The following is a 24,093-nucleotide window of genomic DNA, read 5'->3' on the forward strand; positions in this document are numbered from 1 at the left end:
GCCTCTCCGGCTGTCGCCCAACCCAGTGCGGGCCCCATCCCCTCATGCTCCGGCTGAAAAAACCCTAATGTCCACATTCATCTTGTGCCGTCACCACCAAAACGGCTCTCTCCGAAATCACGCAAAGCAGATCTCAGCGATTCACCAAGAGCTAATACCGGCAAAGCCATGCCCACCTCGTCCGACCGGTACACGCCGACCATCTGCCCGCTGGAAGCGTCGACGCGTGGCACACACCCTCGTGTCGGCGGCCGGACCGAGCAGCCACGAGAGACGTAGACGGCTCGATTGCGGGCTCACTCCCCCTTGCCCTGGTCGCGGCTGGCCAGCCCTATGGTCAGCTTGAGCATCTTCCTGGCGCCGAGCGTGCACCGCATACGGCCCGAGCTTGCCGTCGCCGTTGGTGTGCCGGCGATCGAGCCGCACCGGATCCGGCACCTGCTCGCTTCCAGCCTGCGCCATCCCGGGTTTAGGCATCCCTGAGGTGGCCGAGCGCCTCGGCAACGCTGCACTACGCCCAAGTCCGGCGGTGGGGAGGACTCGTACCGCGCCTTGCCATCATTGGCGAGATGATGGGCCAACACGCTAGTCAAGCTTCGCTCGCGGTGGAACGTCCAGGGTGTTCCCTGGACCACCGGGGCCGCACTAGAGTGATGCCCTAACCACTCCTCGTCACCCTTGCGCGGAGGAAAGTGGATGGAAAAGGCCGCCCTGCCTCTGTGTCGCGATGCCGTGTTGGTGTTACCAGGCATCATGGGAAGTGAGCTGGTCGACGTCGAAAGCGGCGACATCTTGTGGGGCCTCAGTCCGAAAATGTATGCGCGTTTTTGGACCTCAGCCGAAGGCATCCGCCGACTGCACCTCACCGATGAGGAGCGGGACGGAACCTGCGGCCGGGTGAGGGCGACACGGACACTTCGGTTTCCCAGCGCCTCACCAGGTCTAGGCGGATTCGAGCCGTACACCGCGCTGGTCAAGCGGATCCGGGAGCAGAGCCCGCATCCGGACTCAGTCGCTGAGTTCCCCTACGACTGGCGCCTGTCGGTCCCGACAAGCGCCATCCGGCTGGCCGCTGCAGCCGAGGAACACCTCCGGAGGTGGCGGCAGCACCCCCAGGGCAGCCGCGACGCGGCGCTTGTACTGGTCGCCCACTCTATGGGTGGCCTGATCGCGAGGTACTTCACCGAGCGGCTCGGCGGCCGCGACATCGTCGGACAAACCATTGCGCTCGGCACACCGTTCAACGGAGCTGTCAAGGCCGTGTATCTACTCAACTCCGGCCGAGGTGCGCCGGTTCCTCTTCCACGGGCACGGCTCCGCGCCCTGGCGGCGACGCTACCCGGTGTGCACGACCTGCTGCCCTCGTACCGGTGTGTCGACGACGGTGGCGCGGGACGTCGACTGACACCGCGGGACGTCGCTGAAATCGGCGGTGATCCGGAACTCGCTGCGAGCTCGCTGCGTCTGCACGAGGCTTTTAGCGAGCCAGCGCCCCAAAGCCTCTCGACTGTGGTGGGCGTTTTCCAGCCGACGATGCAAAGCATGCGCATCGAGGCAGGTGTGGTCATTCCGCAATGGCATTTGCCTGCTGCGTCGGCGGAATCCAAACTGGTGGACCACGGTGGAGACGGGACGGTTTATGTCGAGGCGGCGCTTGGCGGTGTGGAGCCCCATGGCGAGTCTCCCCCAGTCCCATGCCGGCATCGCCCGTAGCCCGGAGGCGCGTGCCGTCGTCACGGCGAAACTGATTCGCCGACGCCTTGGGCCGCCGATGGGCGAGGAGGGCTTCGGCATGGAGGTGCCCGACCTGGTCGCGGTAGGGCAACCCTGCGAGATTGCTATAGAGGCCGGTGAGGACGCGATGCCGACCTGCACTGTGACTGAGCTCGACAGTGGTGAGCGGTTCGAGGTTCGGCCGAGCCGCCGCAGTGGCGCGCTCCGTGCGGTCGCAGTGTTGCCCACAGAGGGCGCCTACCGGGTCGAGGTCAGGGAAGGAGCCTTCTCTGCCGTGTCGGCAATCGTCCTCGCCTGCCCGCTGGATGATTTGACGCTCGCCGGTGGGGACTGATGGCCGTTCCTGCGGAGACACCGTTCGACGTCACGGCGATCGCGGTGCGGAAGTACGAGCAGTTCACCGAGTTGGACGGCGTCGGCAAGGACGCCGCAGCCATCGTGGAACTGCTGTGTCAGTTGGGCGGCGTCGCGTCGGCCCAGCCGGCAAGCGAGACGCGCGACAAGGCTTCGGTCGAGCGGCAGCTCAACGAATGGTGGGGAAGGAGGGAACGACCTAGCTCGATCCTGCTCTGGCTCGGGCACGGCCAGGCCAACGCAGCAGGCGCGGCCCTCGCCTGTTACGACACTCGGAATCCGATCACCGTCAATGGGCTGCTCTCTCAGACCATGGCGGCGCATCTGAAATACGACTGGAACCGTCGCGAGGCTACTGATGACGCATGGGCCGTCGTCATCGTCGAGGCATGTGGGAGCGGCATCTTCATCAACCAGGTCGCCAGTGAGGTGATGTCTACCATGCCGCGGCGGCTCTGGCTTATTGGCGTCTCCGGGACCGCTGCGTCCTATGTCGGCCGGCTGCGCACGGCGCTGGAGACCGCCATCGGCCGCCTCACCACGAATCAGGAAATTGTGCCTCTTAGTGGACTGGTCGAAGAGCTGGACCAGCTCCTTGTCGATTTCGAGTTTCTCCCGCACAATCCCCGCCGCGTCGAGCTCCGCTACAGACCCCCCTTACAGGCCGCGATCTGCGCTCCGCTCGACATCTATGCACAGCTCGTAGAGTTTCTCGCCACCACGCCAGCGGATGAACGCAACCATTTCTTCCCGAAGGCTCAGGCCGCCGAGCAGGGTGAATTCGGATCGTTCTTCGTCGGGCGCCGTGACGAGCGCACCGCGATCTGCGCCTGGCTCCAATCGGCCGAGCACGGGATGCTAGTCGTCACCGGCCGCCCTGGCAGCGGAAAGTCCTCGATGCTCGGCAATCTGCTGCTGCGCTCCAACCCTCGGTGGCGGGCCGTCCTCGATCACGCGCATCTCACCGAGCCAGATCCGGAGCCGCTGACACCGCCCGACGACATCTTCGATGCCGCCGTCCACCTCGCCCTGCTGGACACTGGCCAGGTCGTACGGCGGCTCGCCGAATCACTTGGCGAGTCGCTACCCGATCACGATCAGGGTTGGTCAGAATCGGACGTAGATGCTCTGGTAGAACGCCTGGCCCGCCGGCGCTTCACCGTGCTCGTCGACGGTTTGGACGAGGCAATCGATGCGGTCGCCGTCGCCAGTACAGTACTTCGGCGGCTCGCGGAATTACCCAACGGCAGGCTCGTGATCGGAACACGACCCTCGTCCGAGGACGCGGTGGATGAAGCCCCCAAGCCGGTGACGGATCTCCTGGACGCGCTGGCCGGGCCGCCGAGCACCATCTTGGAGTTGCGCCGAGACCCTGACGCGATCGGACATTACATGCGGCGACGCCTGGCAGCGGCCCAGGCAACCAGCCGGTTCCCCGTCTCTGACGCGGACATCGAGCGGCTCTCTAGCCTCGTCCGCAACCTCGGCGCGGACAAAGATTTCCTGTTTGCACGGCTGGTGGTCCACGAGGTCATGGCCCGGCCGACCTTGCTGCGGGAAGCCGCATTGGTCGACTTGATCGCGGGGGATCACCGCAGCGTATTCCGTGCAGCCGTCAACCGCCTGGCCAGCTCGATGCCCGCGGCCGTGCCCTTGCTGACAGCTCTCGCGCTGGCCCGCGGCCGCGGCATGCCACGCAGTGAGCGGATATGGGCCACGGCGGCGAGAGGGCTTAACGGCGGCGAGCCGATCCTGGATGCGGACATCGACCGCCTGCTCGAACGGGCAGCGCCGTACATCCTGGTCGACGCTGAGTCTGGGTTCGCTGTCTATCGACTGGCTCATCAGACCTACAAGACGATCTTTTCCTCAGAAAGATGACCGAGATGATCGACTATGGCGAGCAATTCGAAGAGGTCAACCGGTCGCTCGACAGCGCAGCCCACCAGCTGGAAAGGCAGAACGAAGCAATCGCGGCGGTACTGGCTCAGGCCAACACCCTCCATCGATCGCTGCAATCCCATCTGAGGGAGATAGCAAAGGGCCAGGACGGCCTGGATAAGAAGGTTCTACAGCTCAGCACGGACCTTGCCGCATTCGCCGCGCGTAGTCACCGCCACCTGGAACGCCTAACGGCTCAGGTCGGCCTCGTCGACCTGCGGGCCGAGATCCAGCGCAAGTATGGTCCATATGAGGACGTCCGCCGGACGATGCGAGGCATCCTGGACGTCTGGGAAAGCGGACTAGCCCACGACGCGACCCTGCAGTACATCGCCGAGAAGAAAGGAATCGACGCGCCGGGATACTGGCTCGCCTCTGTGCTCAACGCGACGGTGTCGTGGGTACGCAAGGACCAAGTCACCATGGAATCGGCACTGCTCAAGGCCATGTCCAGCCACGTCAGCAAGACCGCGCTGTTCGCCGGCTTGCTGAATGCGCGATACCGCCGTTTCGATGCCACCGACAGCTGGCTCCGTCTCTACCTGCCTAGCCAGGATCCGCTGCAACTCGCCGATGAGTTCGTCGTCGTGCTCGACTCGGCGATGCTGGGCGTACTCGGCTCGGCGGCGCGGGATCAAATCAACGTGAAATGCATGACGTGGTTCGATCAGCTCTCAAGTCGCGCAGAGCTGGTAGCTGCTCAGGTCGATCGATGGGAGAAGTTCATAGCCCGGCATTCGCCGCGCGGCGCCCGATCGGAAGAGGACTTCTCCAGGAGCTACCACGGGCTGACCCAGATCAACGCCGGCTGGCGCCAGATCGCCCGCGAGCTATACCAGGCCAAGGCGTTCGGCAACGCCAAGCATATTCTCCGGCCGCTCGATGCCGAGGAAAAGGCGGATCCGGACGAGCGGCTGAACGGCATCGACAGGGTGCTGCGTCGCTTATCGGAGTTACCCGAGCCGGGCGAGCGCGAGCTCCGGTCGAAGGAGTTCGACCTCAAACGGATGGCGGACCCGGACGGTGACGAGGAGACCCTGGCGGACCTCCTCAAGACGGAAGCCACGCTGAATGAGCCGACTACCGGCTTCTTCGATCTAATCACGAATTTGGTGATGCATCCGGAGCGGTTCGACGTCTCGCCCCGGACAAGGCAACTCGCGACCCATCTAGCCCGCGACTGGATCTGCGAGGCCACAATCAATTTGCGAGCACGCAGCGAGGCCGCGGTGCCGGAGACGATGTCCGCCACGATCGACAACTGGCAGGGCGATATCGGCTCCAGGATCGAACCCAACGAGGTCGCCGACCAACTGGCTCGGAGGATGGACCAGAACACCGAGTACGAGTTGACGATGGAACGGCGAAACATACCCCGTATATTTTTTTCCACGGTTGCATTTGCCAGCCTGGCATTGTGGCTGGTCGCGGTTACATCTGGCGCTTTTCTCGCATTCCAGGCTCTCGTCCTGCTGGCCGTCTTTGTGGTGTGTGGGGTTGTGGCGCTGGGGATTCACCTCAACACCCCCCGCCGAATGGCGGCGATCCGGGCGCAGGGCAAGCGGCGCAAGGCGGACGCCATGGACACCTTGCATGCGGCGGTCGGGGCGCATGCCGGGTTGATGCGGCAATGGAAGGAACTAATCGTGGAGGCCGACGACCTGTTGGAGAGTGTCCGTGCGGTACAGTTGCCGGTAGTCGTCGAGGACAACGCCGAGATTTCGTCCTGGCTCGATGATGAGCGTCCGGGAACAGTTGCGCGAAGCCAGAGTCAGGCGCCAGCGATACTTCCTCGTTGGGATCTGAAGCCCGCGGGCTGGTAGTCGGCGAAGACCCGCGGGTCGATCTGGCACCCCAGGAGCCCACGCTGAGTCCTGATCGCAAGCCGGTCGGCCGCGACGGCGATGGCTTCGGGGCGCAGGTGGAGCGGCAGCAGTGTGGTCCGCAGACGTCGACGGTTCCGCAGCGACCAGATCTGAATCTCGCCCGAGTCGGTGCCGATCACGATCAGCGTATCGTCTGAACTCCCGAACACCGCGAGCGCCAACGGCACACCACCGTCAAGCGCGGCAATCACGCCAAGGGACTCGCGGCGGCTGGCGTTGTACCCATGTATCTCGCCACCGGCGCAGCCGACCAACACCAGTTCGCCAGACGCTGCGATCGCTGTTGCGTTCGAGTCCAGTCTGAACTCCCCTTCGATGTACTCGTCACCGTCGGTCGGTCGCCACACCAGCACGACCGGCTCGCTCCCCACCGAGACGAGAAGGTCCGGACCGCCCCCGAGCGAAACCACCGCCAGATGCTCGATCGATGCTCGATGCCCCACCAATGGAGTACCAACCGCACGACCGGAACGCGGATCCCAAAGCCGAATCGTCCGGTCTGCACCGGCCGAGGCGATCCGAAGGATACCGTCAGCGTTGCGCACCACCGCCAGCGCATGGATGGTGTCCTGGTGTCGTTGTAGCGGATCAACGACCGAGTCACCGGTACGCGCGTTCCAGATTCGGACCAGGCGCTCGGTCCCCGCGGTAGCCACCACGGTCTCGTTACCTAGGTCGACAGCTACGAGCGCGTAGATGGCTCCGCGATCCTCAAACCGTAACCCCGGTCGAGCATGCCCCGAGCGGATGTCCCACGTCTGGACGACACCGCGATTGCTCCCGGTGGCCAGCACCTCGTCTGGGCCGAATCGCGTGGTTGCGCAAACCGTCACCAGGTCCAAATCATCGGCGGCCGGGCGATCCTCCGGGGCCGTGTCGGGGTGCCACAGCCGTACGGTCGCGTCTTCACCGCCGGTGACCAGCATGGTGCGTCCGTCGGTCAAAGATATGCTCATCATGCTGACGATCGCCCCGGAGTGACCAGCCATGGCGGTCGTGGGATGCCAGGCGTCGCCGGTGTGGCGCCACAGCCGGATAAGCCCGCTTCGATTGCCGGACGCGAGAATCCTCGCATCGCTGATGACGGCAACACATGCGATACGGTCGCGTGGCGACCGCAGAGTAGTCCGGTGGGCACGAAAAGGCAGGTCATCATCGACGGCGATTAGGTCAAGGCCCTCCCCGTCCTCAGCGACCACGAGCATATGTCCGCCATCCGGGGCTTCCGCCCCAGCGATCGCCTCGATGCCGCCGCTGGCGTACGCGGCCAAGCCCACGACAGCCTCGGTTGGAACGTCCCAAAGATGGACGGCCCCGTCGTACCCGGCGGTTACCACTGACGTGCGGCCATCGTCGCGCGGTAGCGACGCGATCATGCGGACGGGGCTAGGCGGGATCAGAGCAGCGGCGAGCGTCAGGGTTCCGTCGGCCCCAACCTGCCACACTCTGAGGTCGCCCCGGACAGTGCCAGCGCACAGGAACTCGCTGCCATCCGGTTGCGGAAGGGATGCGAGTAGCCCGCGCCCGGTCGGTCTGCCGGCTGGGATCGCAAAGATCTGCGCGCCGGTTTGCCAGTTCCAGACCTGTACAGCACCGCCGTCGCTCACTCCCGCGAGCAGCCGACCGTCGGCGCTCCTAAGTCCCACCACGGTCGTGACGACGGGGCCGGTATCTATTTGGTGGCGGGCTGCACGGCCTGTCGTGGGGTTCCAGATCCTGAGGGTCGCATCATTGCCCGCACTCGCGATGGCGATGCCGTCGAGGGTGCGCAACGCTGCCACGGAGAGCACTGCGCCGCGATGACCAGTGAGGACGATGTGCGCTGGCTCGCGGTAGCCGATATTGGCCCAGGCTCGCGGCTCCGCGTCTGGCGCCGACCAGCCGCAAGCCGCGGCTATCCACCTGGTCATCAAGCGGTCTGGTGGTTGGAGTCGCTTCAGCAGATGCCGGGCTGACAGGGAGGCGGCTATGGCGGGCGGCAGCGCGGATCTCCCGTACGCCGTCCGCAGCGCTGCTGCTGCCACCGAATCCGGATCCAGCGTGTCCAGGAGGTAGGGACGATCTGACAGGTCCTGCCACTTATCGGCGGCGCCCACGTGCTCCGCTAGCCGAGTGACAATGTATGGGCTCGGCATCTCGTCGAAGGGTGCGTTCATCAGGGCGTCGGCGATCAGCGCATGTCCCGACGTGATAGCCATCTGACCCCTTAACCACGCTGAGCCATGAATATTTACTTATCGTAGTCGTGGTTTAAAGCAGCCAACAGTCCTGATCGATCCGTCCGGCCATGTGCGCCCACGTAGGCGGAAGCCCCCCCACGATTTCGTGAAGGCCAGGCGACGATTCACAAGGACGCAAGCCAGCGAAGGCTTACGAATAGGGCCCGGCATCGCCTCGCCGATGTCAAGCAGGAGGCGTAGCACCGACGGCAAACTGCTTCTGAAGTGCCTGCGTTCGCGGAGTTCGAGCGCTACACGATCAACCATGCTGCCCGCCTCTCGCCATCAAGCGGCGGGCCGTGGCAGACGCTACCTGCCAATCACCTGGACCGCCAGATCGCTGATCAGGTCGCCGCAACCGTCTACGGCAGGCGATGAACGCGTTCAGACGGCTGAGCGCTGCCGAAGAGCATCCGTAGGACAAGACCGCGATCGAGCTATGCGCGGCGAGTCCCGACACCCCGGGAAGCCAACAGCCGGAAACCGTCACAGATAACCAGGAAGCCCGCGCAACTCGTGCGCTCGCTGCACGATGCGCAGCGCTCGGAGCACTAGATAACTGATGAGGTTCGAAGCGGGAGGGCTCACGTTGCGTCCGTTGGAGGCCGGCTGGCGGGTTGTGAACTGCTTCGAGCATCAGAATTCCGTTCCGGACCCCTGGAGCAAACATGAAGGACGAAACAGCGAAGTCTGAAGTTGCCGGCCCGGAAGATCGTCATGAAGACGGTGACCGATCCCGTCGGATGTCGATAACGCCGAGCAAGGTTGAGCGCGACACCGAGTTCGAACTGTTCTATCTGCGGGAACTGCCACGTCTCGTAGCTTTTCTCGCGACCCACGGCGCCAGAGTCAGCATGGCCACTGACGTGGCGCAGGAGACGATGATGCAAGCCTACCGTCGGTGGGACGACTTGGAGAAGCCGCGTGCGTGGATTCGTACCGTGGCGTCACGGACGTGGTGGCGGCAGGAGCAGCAGCAACGGCAGGAGATTCCCCACGACCAGTGCCCAGATAGCCACACCCTACTCGATGTCGACGCCGCGACAGAGATCGAATCCCGGCACGAGGTGCTGTCAATACTAAAAACGCTACCGATACAGCAACGGCAAGTGATGGCGTGGTTCTACGACGGTTACCAGCCGAATGAGATCGCTGCTGTGCTCGGTAAGCCCGTGACAACCGTGCGGTCGCTGCTACGACATGCACGGGCCGCGTTGCAGAAACACCACGAGACCGGGGAATAGCGAGGATAGTTATGACACGCCGAGACCCAGAGGCTCCGACCTCGATTACCGAAAATATGGACATCTTTGATTCTCTCAGAGGAGTCACGGCCGGCGTCAGGCTTAGTACGCTTCCTTACTCGGCGGAGTATGACTCCCTATGCGAGAATCTCGGAGCCGTGTTGCCACTGACGGAAGGACTGGTGAAGACCCCAGGTTTCCGCTCTGCGGATCCCTTGGTACGACCGTCGACTCACGAAGCGGACCAACGTTCGTACGCGGCGCTGGTATCGGATTTGACAGGAGCAATTTCAGCGCGTGACGGTCTTGCGAGGATTTTTTCACTTGAGAGTGGGCACGCGGCCCTGATCGATGACCTGACAAGATCGATCGATAGCACGTCCGGTGTTATCGCCATTCTTCGACCGGCGAGCTTTCATACCCCAGCGATAGCGGGGGGCACGACTGAAGCCAACTCCGAGGCACCAATCACCGGTGCATCCAGCCCATTTACCACCAGCCTGGCGAAGATCTATGACGCTGCGAGCACGGACCGGCTTTACCTACGTATGGGCCACCGCCACCACCATCTGCGCCGAGCGATCGAGCACGTAAGCGACATTCGCGTTTACCTGAGCAGAGTCCGCCCCGGATCTGGCTGTATGGATCGGGCGATCAGCGACATACCAGTTGTACTAAGCCTCCAGCATGACCGCCTAGTGTCCGCGATCGCAACTCTCGCGGAGACTCTTCCAATCAGCCGACCGGTCGGACCGGTTACGATCAAAGGCTCGGAGATGCTCCCCCGCACCTCGGCCGAGGCGTTCAACGCCGAGCTCAACCAGCGTTCACACCTACCCTCGCTCTTCTCACGCCTGCCCTATCTTGGGCTGGAGGACGCACGCGGCGACGATTTGACGATGATGGCGCTCCGCGCTTTTGCGACTGAATCCGGCGAGGCTGCCACATGTCTGGCGGAATATCTTGTGCATCTTGGGCGGCACGACGAAGCCATCGCCATCCTCAAGCCCCATGCTGGTGAGTCGCCGGACATCATCGGACGCCTCAGCGATCTCATAGGGGGAGACGACCCTTCTGGTCAGCCGAATAGAAGCACTAAGGCTTCTGCCGCTGGCAAACGCCGTCAGGGGCTTGCCAACCGATATGCAGACCGCGCCTCCAAGTCCCGGGAGCAAGAACCCGCAATTCTTGGGCTATCAAAAGTTGGCGATCTCCTCGGGCAAATCGAAGATGACCTTGAACGCCTTGGCGAGCCTCTCACTCGCGGCTTCGCCATCGACGTCTCAGTGCTGTGGCACAGCACATTAGCTGCTGACAAACTTGCGCAAGTTCTGAGCCAAGCGTGGGATGCGCTATCCGACTTCCAGGGGGCCGATCTCCACACTGCCACGGTGGACCCAAATGACACGGACGATCTTGACGGAATCCGCTGGTCTGACGCGACAGCACCCGATGGTGCCACCAGATGGCCACCGGCGATCCTCGGCCTGGTCGTTAACCACTCCGCTGCGAGTGGCACTCAGTCTGGAGAATTCACCATCAGGTTCGGGCTCAGTACAGGGTTGGCCTATTGACCGTTTCGCTGTCTCGAAGTGCCCAGCGTTGGGGGAGCCATCGCCCCAAGAGGACTCGCGTCCGCGTCCGCCGGCAAAGCGCATCTTGACGGCGTCGCGTAGACCATACCGACCGACACCTCGGGCGACACTCGGACCACCTCGCGCAAGGGTCTGTCAGGACTCTGAGCGCCCGATAGCGCAGACCATGGCGCGCTGCGGTGCGACGGCCTAAACGGGCGCAGGCTAAGCGGGTATCGAGCGGAGCGACCCATCCAGATGCAGGGATCCGGCGACGGCGTCTCGCTGATCAACGCGGCCGAGAGCTGCGCGACAGCGGTGTGGCAGTGGCAGCAGTTCTTCCCGGACGAGGCGCAGCCATACATCTGGAGGGCCCACATGATCCTCGATGAGATCCGCGACCTGTCCGTGGTGATGGTCACCGTGGACTCGGCTGAGCGCCGTGCTAAGCGCTTCGGGTGTGTATCACCAGCTCGGCGGCACGTTCCAGGAGAGCACGACAACAGAGAGACTCGAAGCAGCATCGCACCCAGAGTCGGGCAAAAGGAACCGATCAACGACAGACCCCGAAGCGACCTCCATCGATCATCGCACCGGAGGCACTATTAGCGAAGTGTCTATGCGATGTATGACTTGAAGTTGCCCGGCACCCTAACGATCATCTGCCAGTGAGAAACGGCAGCGGCCGGGAGCGCGCCGGCATCGTCCAAGGGGCGACCGCACCTGCAGGTCCACAATTCGCCCGAATCGCCAGCGTTCGGCGGCCAAAAGTTCAGGCGGACGTAGGACGGCATGTTGGTGCCGGTATATCCGACGAAGAATTTGGTTGGCTCGCCGGTTCGGACGATATCGCTCTCGGCGCCGAGTGCCCCCAACGCGCCATTGTCGAACACGACCACTCCGGTTACGCGATATGGGTGGCCAAAGACGAGCGCCAGGAATACCCCTTTCGCGGTCGGGTCGGCACGGCTCGGCACGGTGGGGAAATTCTGGTCAACGGGGTTCGGTCGATACGACTCGTGATCGCGATCAATTCGATCTGTGCAACCTTGCCGTCCGCGTCCGCTGACTTCTCCGCGGCCCGCGCCGACGTTTCGGCGCTGTCGGCGGACTTGTTGGCCGCGCTAGCGGATGTCTTGGCGTAGTTGGCGGAGCGGTGTCCGGAGACGGAGGCCCACACAGAGACGCCGAGTGCGGCGAGGCTAAGCGCTGCAGCTGCCAGCGCCACCCAAAAGGCACCCTCGTCGGTCCACGGAGGACTTTCGGCGGCGAACGTGAATGTCACAACCGTGCACGATAGAGCAGCTCGGGCGCTGGCGCGGGAAGCTCTGGCCAGCCGAGCGGTCAGACAACCTGGCCCGTTCTACGGTTGCCACGCCCGGACGGCCGCGGCCTGTCGTACCGTCCTCGACGCTCACCATCATGGAGGCGATCGAAGGTGTTTCCCTGTCATGCGAGCTGTGAAAGGACCAACTGCAGCGGACGGACACGCCAGTCAACTCGCAGGACTAGCGTATGGTCCCCAGCCCGTTCTGGTTCAGGTTCGTTCGCGGCGAGGACTTCACCCCTACAGACCCGTTCGTACTCAAAGGCATGTACGTGTCAGCCGACTACCTACGACGCTCGATCACCGACAGAACCTTGCGCACCGGCCCCCGCACAGGGTTCGGAGTCACCTACCGCAACACCGATACTTCCCGAGAAGTCTTCTTCGCCTCGTACGCCGCGGATTCGCCTGCCGCCAAGGCTGGCAGTGAGGCCGTACGAGAAGTCGCCGCTGAACGAGCTCAAACACGCAAGGTCGTACTGGCGATGAAGACGCGGCGCGGCGATCACGAAGGTTCAAAGGCGTCTCTGGTCGGAGGCGTAGTGCATCGGGATAAGCTCTCTGATCATGACCTCACACTGGACTTATTGCGGAGAGTAGTCGACAGAAAATCGGGTATATCAGGAGGATTTGCATCCTGACTCGAGGAGATGTCATGAGGCCGAACCCACACCGAGGCCGCGTGTACCGCCGCTGTTCCTGCCGCGACGACGGCGGCAAACAACTCGGCACACACTGCCCCCAGCTAACCAGCGGCGGACACGGCACGTGGGCGTTCGCCGTCGACCTGCCCTCAGCCGATGGCCGACGCAAGACCAGGCGCCGCAGCGGCTTCGCCACCAAGGCTGAAGCCGCCGACGCACTCGCCAAGGTCCTGGAGTGCGAACACGCCGGCATCCAGCTCGACGATACCGAGACCGTCGCCCACTACCTGTCCGGATGGCTTGAGGAGAAGACCAGAACGCTCAAACCGAACACCGTCCGTCGCCACCACAACTACCTCACCAATGACCTGATCCCCGCCTTCGGCAACATCCGGCTGGAACGACTTACCCACGCCGACATATCCCGGTACATCGCCCAGCAGCAAGCCGCCGGCCGCGGCCCAGTGACCCTACGACGCTGCATCACCACCCTGTCCAGCGCGCTCAACTACGCCGTTCGCACCCACCGGCTGCCCTACAACGCCGCCCGCTTCGCACGACTGCCCCGACCCGCCCGGCTGGAACTCGTCTGCTGGAGCAACGAAGAAGCCGGCGCCTTCCTCCGCTACTGCCACGATGTCGACGACCTACTGGCCGACCTGTTCGAGCTAATGATCTGCACCGGCATGCGCAAAGGCGAAGCCCTCGGCCTGAAGTGGACCGACATCGACTTCGCACTCCAGATGCTGTTCGTCCGTCGCACCCTGATCAGCGTCGACAACTGCCACACCGAATTCAGCGACCCCAAGACCCCATACAGCCGCTCCTGGATCGCGCTGTCCCGGCGCGCGGTTGACGCCCTACGCCGACAACGAGACCGCCAGTGGCGCCAGCGGCTCGCGACCCGACGATACGAGGACACGGGTCTGGTCTTCAGCCGACCCGACGGGCAGCCCCTGCGGCCGCAGTACGTCCTCGACCACTTCCGCAAACTGACCGCCGAGGCCGGCGTACCGACAACCCGGCTGCACGACCTGCGGCACCTGGCCGCCACCATCATGATCAATAGCGGCGTGCCGCTCGGCTCCGTCTCCAAAACCCTGCGGCACAGCACCGTCGCCACCACGGTCGATATCTACGGCCATCTCACGCCACAGGTCGCCCAGGACGCCGTCGACGCGGCCGCAGCTGTCCTCGACGACGTCGCGCCCCCGACTGCCGCATGAGCAACCGCGTGGCTTCGTTCGTGAGTTCGGGCACCAGATGTTCGCGAGTTTCGGCGCCACGTTGCCCGCTCCCTGGGCGGCGATGTGCACGAGAACCGGCGCCACTGGTGGATCTCGACTTCCTCCGCTGTTGCAGTCGGTGGTGGCCGCGCTCATTCACTCTCTGAACAAACGATCATGAGGCGACTCGGGTGGCAAGGTGCGCGGATCTGGCGGATGAGCGTGCACTCGATCATGGGCCAGCAGATGGGAGCGCTTCGCGGACATTAGGTCGTTGCCTAACGAGGAACGACGTTGCCGGCACGACTCGCGACTATGTCAATCCTCGTCGTCGGCGGCGAATAACAGCATGTCCGCGATAAAGCACGACACGGCGCCGCCGGCCTCGTAGCCGATCCAGATGGGGTACGAGCCGTCGCCCCAGCCGCTGGACCAGGCGACCATCGCACCGGCCTCTACCGTCAGGTAGCGAGGTTCGACAAGCCCGTCGAACGTCCGCCAGCGGTCCTTGAGCCGGTCACTGACTTCCGCGTCTACGAAGCAGGCCATACCAGCGTCGACACCAAAGCCGAGAAACTCGCCGTAGCCGAGATCGATGGTGCTCTGCCCTTCGCGCAGCGCGAGTTCCCACCGTACTGGTGGTTGATCGCCGACGTCGAGGCGCACGGCGCAGACCCGACTATGGCCGGGGTCGTCGGTGAAAGTGGCCAGGCTGATCGAGACCGGATAACTCCCTGGCGGCACGGTGACGGTAAACGGCTCGGCGTCGTAATCGAGCGACGAAGGATCGGCCGCAATCACGCGGCCGGAGCTCACTCGCAATGCCCCAGCGTTGTGGACCGACAGCCGGATTTGCCTGCCGTGAACCTCGACGATGGTCCCTGCCACGAACAGTTGCTCGATGCTCTGCGGCCGCAGCGGCCGGGGTGGTCGCCATGGCGGGCGGCTCTGAGAGCGAACCGGTAGCCGGTGTCGCTCAGCATCGACGATCTCCACGCTGGGATCCCCGGCGAGAGCCAGCAGTCGCTCCCAACGACCGAACGCGGGCAGGGGCAGCCGCGGTGGCAGCTGCGCCGAAGTCGCCTCCTGCCTCGTTCCCAGATCGCCGCGCGGCTCGACGATGTCGATTCGAGGACCGGCGACGCCGTACGTTGTCTTCGTCCTGGCCGCAACGTGGGGAAACTCGTACTTGCCGACACCGGGTGGCCCGTCCCAGGTGCGTACTTCCCGCAGGAAAAGGTCTCCCTCGCCGGTACCGCGCAGCAGATGGCGCGACAGTTGCCGATCATCGGCATCGAAACGTGCTATCAGGCAGTACGCGTCGCTCCAGGATAGATCCAGCACCGCATGCAGCAGGCCGTCGAGCAGTAACACGACGGTATACGGGTTGCCGGCCGTATCACGCGCGCGAGCTGCGGCCGGCGTCACCGGGTTGATCACACCCGCGTCCCACCCGTCGCAATAGACGGCTTCGAGCCTGTACGCCACGACGCGACCTTACCCACCGAGCGGCCGCGCAAGATCAGGCGAGCACATCAGCTGCAGGCAGGGCGCGCCCCGCTTCCCGGACGCAGTCACAGAGCGTGAGCGAAACATGGTCTGAGTGCGGCCATGGAGGGCCTTGGCCGGCGTGGTGCCCAAACTCGCGAACATTCACAGCGGCGAGATCCCGCTGGTACCGAAACTCGCGAACATCTGGTGCCGAAACTCACGAACAAAACCAACCGCGTCACCCTTGAACGGGCGACAAGGGCGTGACGTCTCAGCAGGGCAAACACAGCATGTGGTCGCAGTGTGGTCGCATCCGCAGAAACAAGACCGCCGTGAGCGTTCCAACCCTGACGGCCGAGGCAGCCGGCCGGGTCCGCCAACTTCAGAAACCACGGGAGCACCGGCCGCACCTACCCATGAGCACCGGCAGGGCACGGCATCCCCGCAACGCCGTATTCGTAACGGAGCCAGGAAGGCCACGAAAGATGCGACCACATTGCGACCACAACGGCCCAGAAACGAAACAGCGGACATTCCCCATCAGGAATATCCGCTGGTCAGAAAAGTCGGGCTGACAGGATTTGAACCTGCGACCCCTTGACCCCCAGATTAAACACCTTTAAATGGTGTCGTTTCATACGCAGAACCGGACACAACGGCATGGCGACGCCGTCCGATTTCAACCAATCCTAGGGGCCTCGACCGACGCCGTGACCAGGTCTGTGACCACGGCCGATCAAGTGGGATCGCCACCATTTAGTACGGACCATTGGGCTGATGCTTTCGCACCTTCGTGAACGAGGTCTCATGAGTTGCGGGGCCCCTGAACAATTCAAAACCGCGGGGCTGGCGCTCTAGGCGGGCACTTGACAGCATATGAGAAGCTGCCCTCGCTCCGCACCGGAAGCTCTCATAGCGACTCCGGGGCCTCAGCTGTTTACAGAATAGCAGCAAACGAGGTCAGTTCGCGCCAAGGCACATCGAACCCTGCCGGGTGAGGATCATCAGGTGCTGGGCAGCGCGAGACATCGCCACGTAAATGATCCGCTCGGCTTCGCAGGTGGACATGGGATGCTTGAAGCTCTTCCGCCAAGCGGCTGCCTCTTCTGGGCAACCGCGTCGCCCTGCCGTCTTCTTTGTCACGAGAAGCACTGCGTCGCGGGTCTCACCTTAGAGGAATGCGTCGTCCCAAAAGCAATACGCACATCCATTTGATGTTGGCGGTGCCTACAGTTCCAAACCTCTCGAACGCCAAAATCGACTATAGCAGTCGGTCCTTTGTCTAGGCCGGCTGTGCGGAATCGGCGGGGTCGGAGTCTGGGCGGCCGAGGCCGAGATAGGGCATGAGCGCGTCCAGCACTGCTGGATTCTCGGATCCGTGGCTCACGGCTGGGGGTGCGTTGAGAGGTGCCTGAGCCGAGGGGCGTAGGAGTTGGATCATCGCGGCGGCGTGGTGAGCAACTCGGTCGGTGTAGAGGTCTTGGCAGGCCAGGACAATTGTCAGGCCGTATTTTTCGGCTACTTGTCGTAGGACGGAGGCGACGCGGCTGAGGTTTGGTCCGTCGAGGTTGTTTCCGGATTCGTCGAGCACGAGCATGCGGCCTTGCGGGTTTGTCGCGGCGACGAGTGATGCAGTGGCCAGGAGTGTGTGAAGGATGATGAGTTCGGCGGTGTTCGGGGGGTTGGAGTATTCGACTGGTTTGGCTCCTGGGGGTTGCCATTGCGGGTGTAGCTCCCAGCGCAGGGGTTGGCCGGGGTCGCCGAGGTCGATGTGTTTGGGACGTAAAGCGATAGGGTCTTGGTTTACTGATTTGAGGAGTTCGTTAAGTTTTTTCTCGACATTGTCAAAGGATCGGGTGATAATAGCGATTTGATTTTCGCGTTGGCTTTGGATCCACAGGCGGGTTTCGGCGGCCTGTTTCTCGGCCGCGGCGATCTCACCTTCTTCGGCTTGTCGTTTATCGTCGATCTGGGATTTTCTGGTGTCGTCTTCGGCCCCGTGCCAAGTGAGCCACGCGAGTAGCGGCACTGCGACGGCGTCGAAGGGTCTGATGGAGTTGCTGGTTTCGCGAGGGTCGTCGCACCAGGCGTGAAGGTTGTACAGGTTGGCGTTGAGGTCGGCGTGAAATTCGTCGGCGTTTGCTGCACCTGGCGTCGAAGCGTCTGGTTCGCGGTTGGCTTTGTCGATGAGTTTTTCGATCGCGCGGCGCAGCTGGGTGCGTGCTTCACGGAAACAGGTATCCCGGGTGAGATCATCGAGGATGATTCCCTTCCCCGCTATTTCGGCCTGCGCGCTGCCCAGGTCGATGATCTCGGAGGCCTGTTTCCAAGTCTCCGTCACCTCCTTGTTTATTCTTCTCTGCTCCCGTGTGGCGGCGGCTTTCTGGAGAAGGGAACCGAGACCAACTTCGTCGCTTGACTTGAGTTTTTCGATGACGATGCGGAGTTCACGGCGATCTTTTTCTAAGTCCTTGAATTTTAACTCTGCTGCATGCAATTTTTTGCCGGTCTCGTCAGCCACGTTTTTCGCGCCCTCTACCGCGTCCAGCAGTTGACGCTCATGAGCACGGATATTTTCGAGTTCAGTTTCTATCGCGGGGATAGCAGCTGCTGCTTTAGCGGCGTCAAGAGAATCTTTCGCAGCTTGATGGACCTGTTCTTCGTCGGGTAGCAAGCTTTCTACGAGTTCCCGCTCGGCTTTAAGGTCATCGATGTGCCGCTGCAGCGCCCGGATCTGGGCTGGGCGATCGGTCAGTGGGACTTCGTAGCCGCCGGGTATCTCGAGTTTCAGGCTGCCGTCCAGAACCCAGGTGGATCCGTCGGGCGGCATTCGCCTTTCGAGTTCTTCCAGGAATTGGACGATGTTCTCGTCGGCTTGCGGGGTGACGCTCCCGGCAACCGGTCGTTGAGGATCGCCATGGACGAGTAGCGGGGTTCCGGGGTGGTTCGCCAATACGGACCGGGCCCGCTGGTGATCTTTGGGTGCAACAACGATGGCTTTCGCGTACGGGCTCAGGCGAGCCTCCCATTGTGCGCGGGAGTCGCCGATCAGGCTTATGAGATCGGTAATCGCTGTCGCGGTGACGCCTTCGGCGTCGAGTGCTTTGATCGCGCCTCCTGCCGGCCCGCCTCGCCCGGAGGTCAGGTCTTGGAGGCGAATCGTGGCCTCGTCGAGGGACTCCTGGAGTTTTTCGACTCGCCGTTGTGCGACGCGATATTTTTGTTCGGCCTCGATCAGCTGGGTTTCGGCGGAGGGCACGTCAAGGCCGGGTGCGATTGCCGCCGTTTTACGTAAGTTGGCTATTTGCTGTTCGCAGGTCTTGCGTTTTCCCTCCGCTTCGCCTTGCTGACGAAGCAGTTCGTCGCGGGAACGCTCGGCATCACTCTTGGCTCTCTTGGCCTTGCCGATTTCTGCCTGGAGCGTTTCAGAGCGGGGCAGCTCGGCAGCCTTCTTTTCTTCTTCGGCGATCTGAAGTTTTTTGTCTTCAACTTTATTTTCTATCGCGGTGAGGTTTCTGGTCAGCTCCTCCGAGCGTTCGTGCGCCAAGATCGCGCCGAGTGTGAGATAGGTTTCCCAGGATTCTCGTGCCTGCGTGAGCAACTCGCGGGCGCCGTTGCGGGCTTTTATCTCTAAAAGTTCTTTTTCTTCTCTTTGGTATTGGATGCGGTAGGTTTCTTTCTTGCTGGCGAGTCGTGTTTCGTTGGCGTCGAGGTCTTTGCGGAATTCGCGTTCGTTGTCGACGGCCTGCAACTTGCCGGAAAGGGTGATGACTTGGGTTGCCAGGTCGGCGGGGCGGAAGGGGCGTTGTCCGAGGGCGAGGAGTCCCCGGTCCTGGTTCTCCTCGCTGCCGCGTGCACGGATGTAGGCGATGCAGCGAGGCGCTTTTCCGAAGAGTGCGGCGGAGTACGTCGTGACACTCAGGGAGTCGTTGTCCCGAAGATCGCCCCATAGGTTGTTCGCTTGATGGAACCTTTCCTCCTCGGTGGTACCGCGTACCAGGTGGATGCCGTGCCGCCAGCGGACCTGGACGTGTGTGCTGGAGTGGCGTTCGATGCGCATCCAGACGGTGATGGCATCATCCGGGGCGGAATCGTGCAGATAGACGCCAGCGATGTAACCGTGAGGCGCGTCGGCGAATCGGGCGTCACCTACGCGGGCGCGGTTGTGGTCGAACAACAGCCTCGCCGCGTTCGGGCCGGTTCCTTGCCCACCGTTCCATTGGGGGTCGCCGTTGTGCAGGGAGATCGCGCCGAGGAGCACGGTCTTTCCTGCGCCGTTGGAGCCGGCTTCCGGGCCGCGCCCGCTGACGACCCAGATGCCGCGTGCGGGGATCAGGACGGCGGTACCGGGGTGCCGGCCGATGCGAATGAGTTGCATCGCACGTAGTGATCTGGGCCCGACGATCCCGAGGTCGTCGATATCGATCGGTAACGTGGGGCCGGTCATAGTGGATTCTCGATTCGCTCTTCTGATTCTCGGGCGATGCGGATGTCGCGAGCCCAGATGCTGTCGGGCCGCAAAAGCAGGACCAGGTTGTCCTCGAGGCGGTCTCGTTGCCGACGGCTCAGCCTGCCTAGTGCCGGTCCCGTTTGGTTTCGCCGGTTGATCAGTTGGTGGGCGCGCAGCCGTGCGAGGCTGTCGGCCAGGCGTTGGCCGCGCACCACGTCGCGGCCGGTTTCGCCGGTGTGAGCGTCCAGTTGCTCGCTGATCGAGGCAAGGTCCTCACCGAGGATGCTCCCGAGCACCTCGGTGTGCAGGTAGATGATGGCCAGTACGGCGAGATCGCCCGGCTGAAGATAGTCTTGCCGGCCAGCTAGGTGCGGGACCACGTCGTCGGACCAGTCGCTGAGATATCCATCTACCGGGCCACCTTCGGTCCGGCTGACCGTGATCAGTTGCCGACCGATGCGGTGCAGGCGCCGGCTGACGAGCTCTCTGAGGTGTCGATCCTCCAGTGCCTGCCAGTCGCGTGGCCGCAGCGGCGTGTCTGCGGCTTCCAGCGCGCGCATTGCCTCGAGGATGGCGGCCTCGTCGCCGGCGTCGTCACGCATCCGGGGAAACCGGCCAGAGCGGATGCCCCCGCAGCCGGCGAGCAGCGTGTGTCATGACATCTCGGGTGGGGATGTCCCAGATAAGCATCGCAGGCCCCGGCCGCCATCCGAGCTCGCAGGCGGTGAGCAGGCCGGCGCGTGGGAGGCTGTCGCGCAGGGCGGGCAGCACCCAGATGTTTCCGGGTCGGGCTGTCAGCAGCTCGACGGCTGTCAGCACCTGGTCGGTGGTGGCCGCCTGCCGGTCGGTTCGCGGGTCGGTCAGTAGCGCGTAGGTGACGATGAGCGTCTTGGTTTCGCGGCGGTTCAGGGCACGCCGTGACAAGCGCGGAGCTTGGGCGCTCGCGGCCGGGGCTGCTCCCTGCCAGCCCAATACGACAACAGAGTTCCCGTCGTCGTCGACGATGTCGGCCTGCCGGCCGACCGACGCGGCGGCCTGTTCGACGTCTGCGACCTGCACGTCATCGACCGGAAGGTGCCCATGCCGGCGCAGGCAAGCCAGGGTGATGGCGATCGGCAGATCCGGATCGGTCATCGCGTGGTGTCGTTTGAGGTTGCTGCCGGGCGAAGGTCACGGTGGCGTAGCACCAACGCGGACACGAGCCGGGTTCCTGGCGGGCAGGGCCGGGTCGCAAGCGGTCCGGGGTGATGCAGTTCGTAGCCGATGTCGAGGCCTTCCAGGGTGCTCAGCTGAGCGAGCAGGACGGCAGGGCCGGGCCACGGCCGGGTAAGCAGCACCTCGGTGATGTCGCGCTCCGGTTGGCCGTCGAGGAGGCGCTCGGCGATGCTTCGCAGGGTGTCTTGCAGTGACGGCAGCGGGTCCGTAGGGGTGTCGGCTACTGCCGGCTCCGGGATCGGATCGGGGATCGCCTCGTAGGTCAGCTCGCGGACGGCGCCGAGGACCTGGGTGGGATCGATCCAGATGGGAGATTCGTCGAAGGCGATGCCGTCCCACAAGGCGGCCAGGCGGTGCGTCCCGGCGGTCCGCATGACCTCATGTACTTCGTCGCGTTGGACCCAATGGCCCAGGACGCCGCGGGATCGGCTGAGCAGTTTCAGCAGGCGCAGCTGCTGGGCGACGTAGCGGTCGCCAGCCTCGTTGAAGCGTTCCAGGTCGTCAGTCAACTGGTCGGCGAATCTGGCGACGACTGAGTCTCTGAGCTGGCTGATCCGTGTCCGCAGTACCCGGTCATCGGTTTCTCCGGCGAGCTCGAGGATCGAGGTCGTCTTGCGGCTGTCCACGGCGCGTCGAACCTCGTTGGCGAAAGTGGACAGGACCCGCCGTAGTTCGGCGAGGTCGGCTCGGATGTCCTCGGCGGAGGCCTCGGACGACGACGCCCGTGCCTGCGCCCGGCTGAACATCTCCAGCAGGGCCTTCTGACCGGACATGGTCTTCAGCCACGGAACGAGGATGAGGCTCAGTGAACCGGACAGGGTCAGGCGCACATCCTGCTCGTTGATGACCTCTTTCTCTTTTTCGACCGCCCCTGCGGTCATTAACGCGGACAGGCGGCGTTCAAGCACTGATCGGCGATGGCGGGGTTCGAGTCGTTCGAACAAGCGGCGGGTGGCCACGCCGTCGCCGTGTGGATCAAGGTCGGCGAGTGCCCGGCAAATGTCGACCGCGGCGGCGATTTCCTCATCTGAACTGTCGAGTGCGCCTGCTTCTTTGAGCATGATGCCGAGAACGCCGGCGACGCGCTGGGCTTGGCTGCTGCGGAAGGGGTACGGCGATCGCGGAAGCGTGGCGGAAGGATTTGCCGACATCGTGTCGCCGGATGTATTCATGTCCGGTGCGGTCACACTGCCGAAGGGTAACGGATGTCAATCAGGCTGTAATCGGCTGCTCGGACGATGCACCTCGCACGCGTTGCGGTATCCGCCCCGTCGATGCCCGGCCCGGCGTGATCACCCCCTCGATGGGAAGGGATTCGTGGAAGGTCCAGAGCTAGACGGCGGCCAGACTCCGGCCGGCAAAGCACCGAAGCTAACCTCCACACGGGTGACGAGAGTCGCCACCAGTGCCGTGCCCATCGCAGGTCTGCCGAGCAGCCTCGATGCGTATCCCGTTTACCAGATCCGGGTCAAAGACGGGGCGGAGCAATCTGCCACGCTGCTGCGCCTGCACATACGCGCGGTGAGCGCGGCACGTGCGGCGACGTGGCCCGCGGCGCTCGCGGCCATGGACGACGCCACCACCCGATGGCTGTTCAAGCACGGTGCAGGTAAAGCCAAGCGGTTGCGTGATCGATTCGGTGATCAGACGCTCGACCTGCTTTACCGGTGGAGCTCCGCCGGGGTCGTCGTCTTCGAAGTGGATCCACCGGCTCAGCCAGGCGGCCCCCACGGCAGCGTTTACGCCTGGCGGCTCAGCGACGCCGTGAAGGCGCACGCCGACGAGCTGACGCAGCGGGCGCGCCAGCAGCAGACCCTTCTCCAAGATCAGGCACGTGAGCTGGCCGAGCAGCTTCGGTCCTGGCCTGCGCTGCAGCTGCTGTCACAAACCCTGATCGAGGCGCCCGACGCCGCCTTCGCCGAACACGCGATCACCGCAGCCGAATCCCTCATCGACGACCTGCGCCAGAAACCGCGGATCGAACAGGTCGCGTCGGCCGGGGATGCGCCCGCCGCCGAAGACATGATCCTTCAGCGGCTTGGCCGGGGCCAGATGCGCGACTACCTCGTCGAGCGGGAGCCGATCGCCCGCGGCGGGCAGGCGGTGGTCTCGGTTGCCACGCACAAGGCCACCCGGCACAGGGTCGCCTACAAACGGGTCCGCGTCCGAGACGCCGACGCGCGCGCCCGGATGCGTCGGGAGATCGATTTCGGCCGCCTTTTTGGGGACCATCCTCATGTCATGCCCATCCTGGATGCCGACCCTGACGGCTTCTGGTTCGTCATGCCCCTGGCGAACGGGACAGCGTCACAGCACGCGCCGAAGCTACAGCATGTCGATCAGCTGAAAACCATGGTGATCTCCGTTTGCGAAGGTCTCCGCGAACCGCACCGGCAGGGTCTGGTGCACCGGGATCTCAAACCCGACAACCTCCTGCTTCTGCACGGCCGGTGGACGGTCGCCGACTGGGGACTGGGCCGCCGCCCTCGCGGGGAGACCACTGAGCCCGAACGCACCAGGACCGGATCAGGGTACGGGACGGTAGGTTTCGCCGCTCCCGAGCTTTCCGTAGACGCCCACGACGTCGGACCATCAGCCGACATTTACAGCATCGGCCAGATCATCGGAGCGATCCTGACCGCAAAGACGCCCCAAGCGAACATCCCACTCCTACCGGCGACAGGGCCTTGGATCAGCATCGTCGAGCACACGACTCGCTATCACCCGGCCGCACGACCCCAGAGCGTCGACGAGCTGCTCGACGCCGTCAACGCTGTCGGCTAGTCGT

16 protein-coding genes are annotated in these 24,093 nt (G+C 63.7%); 9 read left to right on the plus strand and 7 right to left on the minus strand.

Annotation, left to right across the window (positions count from 1 at the left end; translation table 11 throughout):
• Positions 1-342: 342 nt before the first annotated feature.
• The 5 genes from HH310_RS19775 (at position 343) to HH310_RS19795 (ending at position 5,852) form a co-directional block, all read left to right on the plus strand.
• Positions 343-483: a hypothetical protein gene (locus HH310_RS19775; protein WP_169177058.1), complete on the plus strand. Its 141-nt coding sequence runs from the start codon at positions 343-345 to the stop codon at positions 481-483.
• Between the two features lie 213 nt (positions 484-696).
• Positions 697-1,713 carry a lipase/acyltransferase domain-containing protein gene (locus HH310_RS19780; RefSeq protein WP_169177059.1) on the plus strand — a complete coding sequence of 339 codons (1,017 nt, stop codon included), beginning with the start codon at positions 697-699 and terminating at the stop codon, positions 1,711-1,713.
• Between the two features lie 79 nt (positions 1,714-1,792).
• Complete coding sequence (locus tag HH310_RS19785; RefSeq protein WP_169177060.1) at positions 1,793-2,068, plus strand: hypothetical protein; 276 nt, start codon at positions 1,793-1,795, stop codon at positions 2,066-2,068.
• Positions 2,068-3,969, plus strand: a complete 1,902-nt coding sequence (locus HH310_RS19790) for an AAA family ATPase (protein ID WP_169177061.1) — start codon at positions 2,068-2,070, stop codon at positions 3,967-3,969. Before HH310_RS19785 ends, HH310_RS19790 begins: the two co-directional genes overlap by 1 nt.
• The gene (locus tag HH310_RS19795; RefSeq protein WP_169177062.1) at positions 3,966-5,852 is read left to right on the plus strand and encodes a hypothetical protein; all 1,887 of its coding nucleotides are present in this window, start codon (positions 3,966-3,968) and stop codon (positions 5,850-5,852) included. The genes HH310_RS19790 and HH310_RS19795 overlap by 4 nt, the downstream gene beginning before the upstream one ends.
• Here the strand turns inward: HH310_RS19795 and HH310_RS19800 are convergent.
• The gene (locus HH310_RS19800; protein ID WP_169177063.1) at positions 5,801-8,113 is read right to left on the minus strand and encodes a WD40 repeat domain-containing protein; all 2,313 of its coding nucleotides are present in this window, start codon (positions 8,111-8,113) and stop codon (positions 5,801-5,803) included. The genes HH310_RS19795 and HH310_RS19800 overlap by 52 nt on opposite strands.
• 689 nt (positions 8,114-8,802) lie before the next feature.
• Between HH310_RS19800 and HH310_RS19805 the strand changes: the two genes are divergently transcribed.
• Together HH310_RS19805 and HH310_RS19810 are read left to right on the plus strand one after the other, a co-directional pair.
• Positions 8,803-9,378: an RNA polymerase sigma factor gene (locus HH310_RS19805; RefSeq protein WP_169177064.1), complete on the plus strand. Its 576-nt coding sequence runs from the start codon at positions 8,803-8,805 to the stop codon at positions 9,376-9,378.
• Positions 9,379-10,154: 776 nt separating this feature from the next.
• Positions 10,155-10,952, plus strand: a complete 798-nt coding sequence (locus tag HH310_RS19810) for a hypothetical protein (RefSeq protein WP_169177065.1) — start codon at positions 10,155-10,157, stop codon at positions 10,950-10,952.
• A 617-nt stretch (positions 10,953-11,569) separates the two neighbouring features.
• On the opposite strand, the gene HH310_RS19815 is transcribed toward HH310_RS19810, so the two are convergent.
• Complete coding sequence (locus HH310_RS19815) at positions 11,570-11,929, minus strand: hypothetical protein (protein ID WP_169177066.1); 360 nt, start codon at positions 11,927-11,929, stop codon at positions 11,570-11,572.
• Positions 11,930-12,934: 1,005 nt separating this feature from the next.
• Here HH310_RS19815 and HH310_RS19820 point away from each other — a divergent pair.
• On the plus strand, positions 12,935-14,149 hold the full coding sequence (locus tag HH310_RS19820) for a site-specific integrase (protein WP_169177067.1): 1,215 nt from the start codon (positions 12,935-12,937) through the stop codon (positions 14,147-14,149).
• Positions 14,150-14,467: 318 nt separating this feature from the next.
• Here the strand turns inward: HH310_RS19820 and HH310_RS45415 are convergent, their stop codons facing one another.
• The 5 genes from HH310_RS45415 to HH310_RS19845 all read right to left on the minus strand — a co-directional run bounded on the left by HH310_RS45415 (position 14,468) and on the right by HH310_RS19845 (position 22,492).
• Positions 14,468-15,637 carry a DUF4241 domain-containing protein gene (locus HH310_RS45415; protein ID WP_169177068.1) on the minus strand — a complete coding sequence of 390 codons (1,170 nt, stop codon included), beginning with the start codon at positions 15,635-15,637 and terminating at the stop codon, positions 14,468-14,470.
• A gap of 1,285 nt (positions 15,638-16,922) precedes the next feature.
• Positions 16,923-20,087 carry a hypothetical protein gene (locus HH310_RS19830; protein ID WP_169177069.1) on the minus strand — a complete coding sequence of 1,055 codons (3,165 nt, stop codon included), beginning with the start codon at positions 20,085-20,087 and terminating at the stop codon, positions 16,923-16,925.
• Positions 20,084-20,692, minus strand: a complete 609-nt coding sequence (locus tag HH310_RS19835; protein WP_169177070.1) for a hypothetical protein — start codon at positions 20,690-20,692, stop codon at positions 20,084-20,086. Before HH310_RS19835 ends, HH310_RS19830 begins: the two co-directional genes overlap by 4 nt.
• The gene (locus HH310_RS19840; RefSeq protein ID WP_169177071.1) at positions 20,685-21,224 is read right to left on the minus strand and encodes a hypothetical protein; all 540 of its coding nucleotides are present in this window, start codon (positions 21,222-21,224) and stop codon (positions 20,685-20,687) included. The genes HH310_RS19835 and HH310_RS19840 overlap by 8 nt, the downstream gene beginning before the upstream one ends.
• Positions 21,221-22,492 (minus strand): hypothetical protein, encoded by a 1,272-nt coding sequence (locus HH310_RS19845; RefSeq protein WP_169177072.1) that lies wholly within the window; start codon positions 22,490-22,492, stop codon positions 21,221-21,223. The genes HH310_RS19840 and HH310_RS19845 overlap by 4 nt, the downstream gene beginning before the upstream one ends.
• A 199-nt stretch (positions 22,493-22,691) precedes the next feature.
• On the opposite strand from HH310_RS19845, the gene HH310_RS45420 reads away from it, so the two are divergent.
• Positions 22,692-24,089 carry a serine/threonine-protein kinase gene (locus HH310_RS45420; protein WP_169177073.1) on the plus strand — a complete coding sequence of 466 codons (1,398 nt, stop codon included), beginning with the start codon at positions 22,692-22,694 and terminating at the stop codon, positions 24,087-24,089.
• Positions 24,090-24,093: the final 4 nt, after the last annotated feature.

It is taken from the genome of Actinoplanes sp. TBRC 11911, assembly GCF_012933445.1.
In the GTDB taxonomy this organism is placed as follows: Bacteria; Actinomycetota; Actinomycetes; order Mycobacteriales; family Micromonosporaceae; genus Actinoplanes.

Excerpts from the sequence above, each read along its gene's own strand:
- HH310_RS19780 (WP_169177059.1), top strand. The coding sequence starts at position 697 with ATGGAAAAGGCCGCCCTGCCTCTGTGTCGCGATGCCGTGTTGGTGTTA.
- HH310_RS19785 (WP_169177060.1), top strand. The coding sequence starts at position 1,793 with ATGGAGGTGCCCGACCTGGTCGCGGTAGGGCAACCCTGCGAGATTGCT.
- HH310_RS19790 (WP_169177061.1), top strand. The coding sequence starts at position 2,068 with ATGGCCGTTCCTGCGGAGACACCGTTCGACGTCACGGCGATCGCGGTG.
- HH310_RS19795 (WP_169177062.1), top strand. The coding sequence starts at position 3,966 with ATGACCGAGATGATCGACTATGGCGAGCAATTCGAAGAGGTCAACCGG.
- HH310_RS19800 (WP_169177063.1), bottom strand. The coding sequence starts at position 8,113 with ATGGCTATCACGTCGGGACATGCGCTGATCGCCGACGCCCTGATGAAC.
- HH310_RS19805 (WP_169177064.1), top strand. The coding sequence starts at position 8,803 with ATGAAGGACGAAACAGCGAAGTCTGAAGTTGCCGGCCCGGAAGATCGT.
- HH310_RS19810 (WP_169177065.1), top strand. The coding sequence starts at position 10,155 with ATGCTCCCCCGCACCTCGGCCGAGGCGTTCAACGCCGAGCTCAACCAG.
- HH310_RS19820 (WP_169177067.1), top strand. The coding sequence starts at position 12,935 with ATGAGGCCGAACCCACACCGAGGCCGCGTGTACCGCCGCTGTTCCTGC.
- HH310_RS19830 (WP_169177069.1), bottom strand. The coding sequence starts at position 20,087 with ATGACCGGCCCCACGTTACCGATCGATATCGACGACCTCGGGATCGTC.
- HH310_RS19835 (WP_169177070.1), bottom strand. The coding sequence starts at position 20,692 with ATGCGTGACGACGCCGGCGACGAGGCCGCCATCCTCGAGGCAATGCGC.
- HH310_RS19840 (WP_169177071.1), bottom strand. The coding sequence starts at position 21,224 with ATGACCGATCCGGATCTGCCGATCGCCATCACCCTGGCTTGCCTGCGC.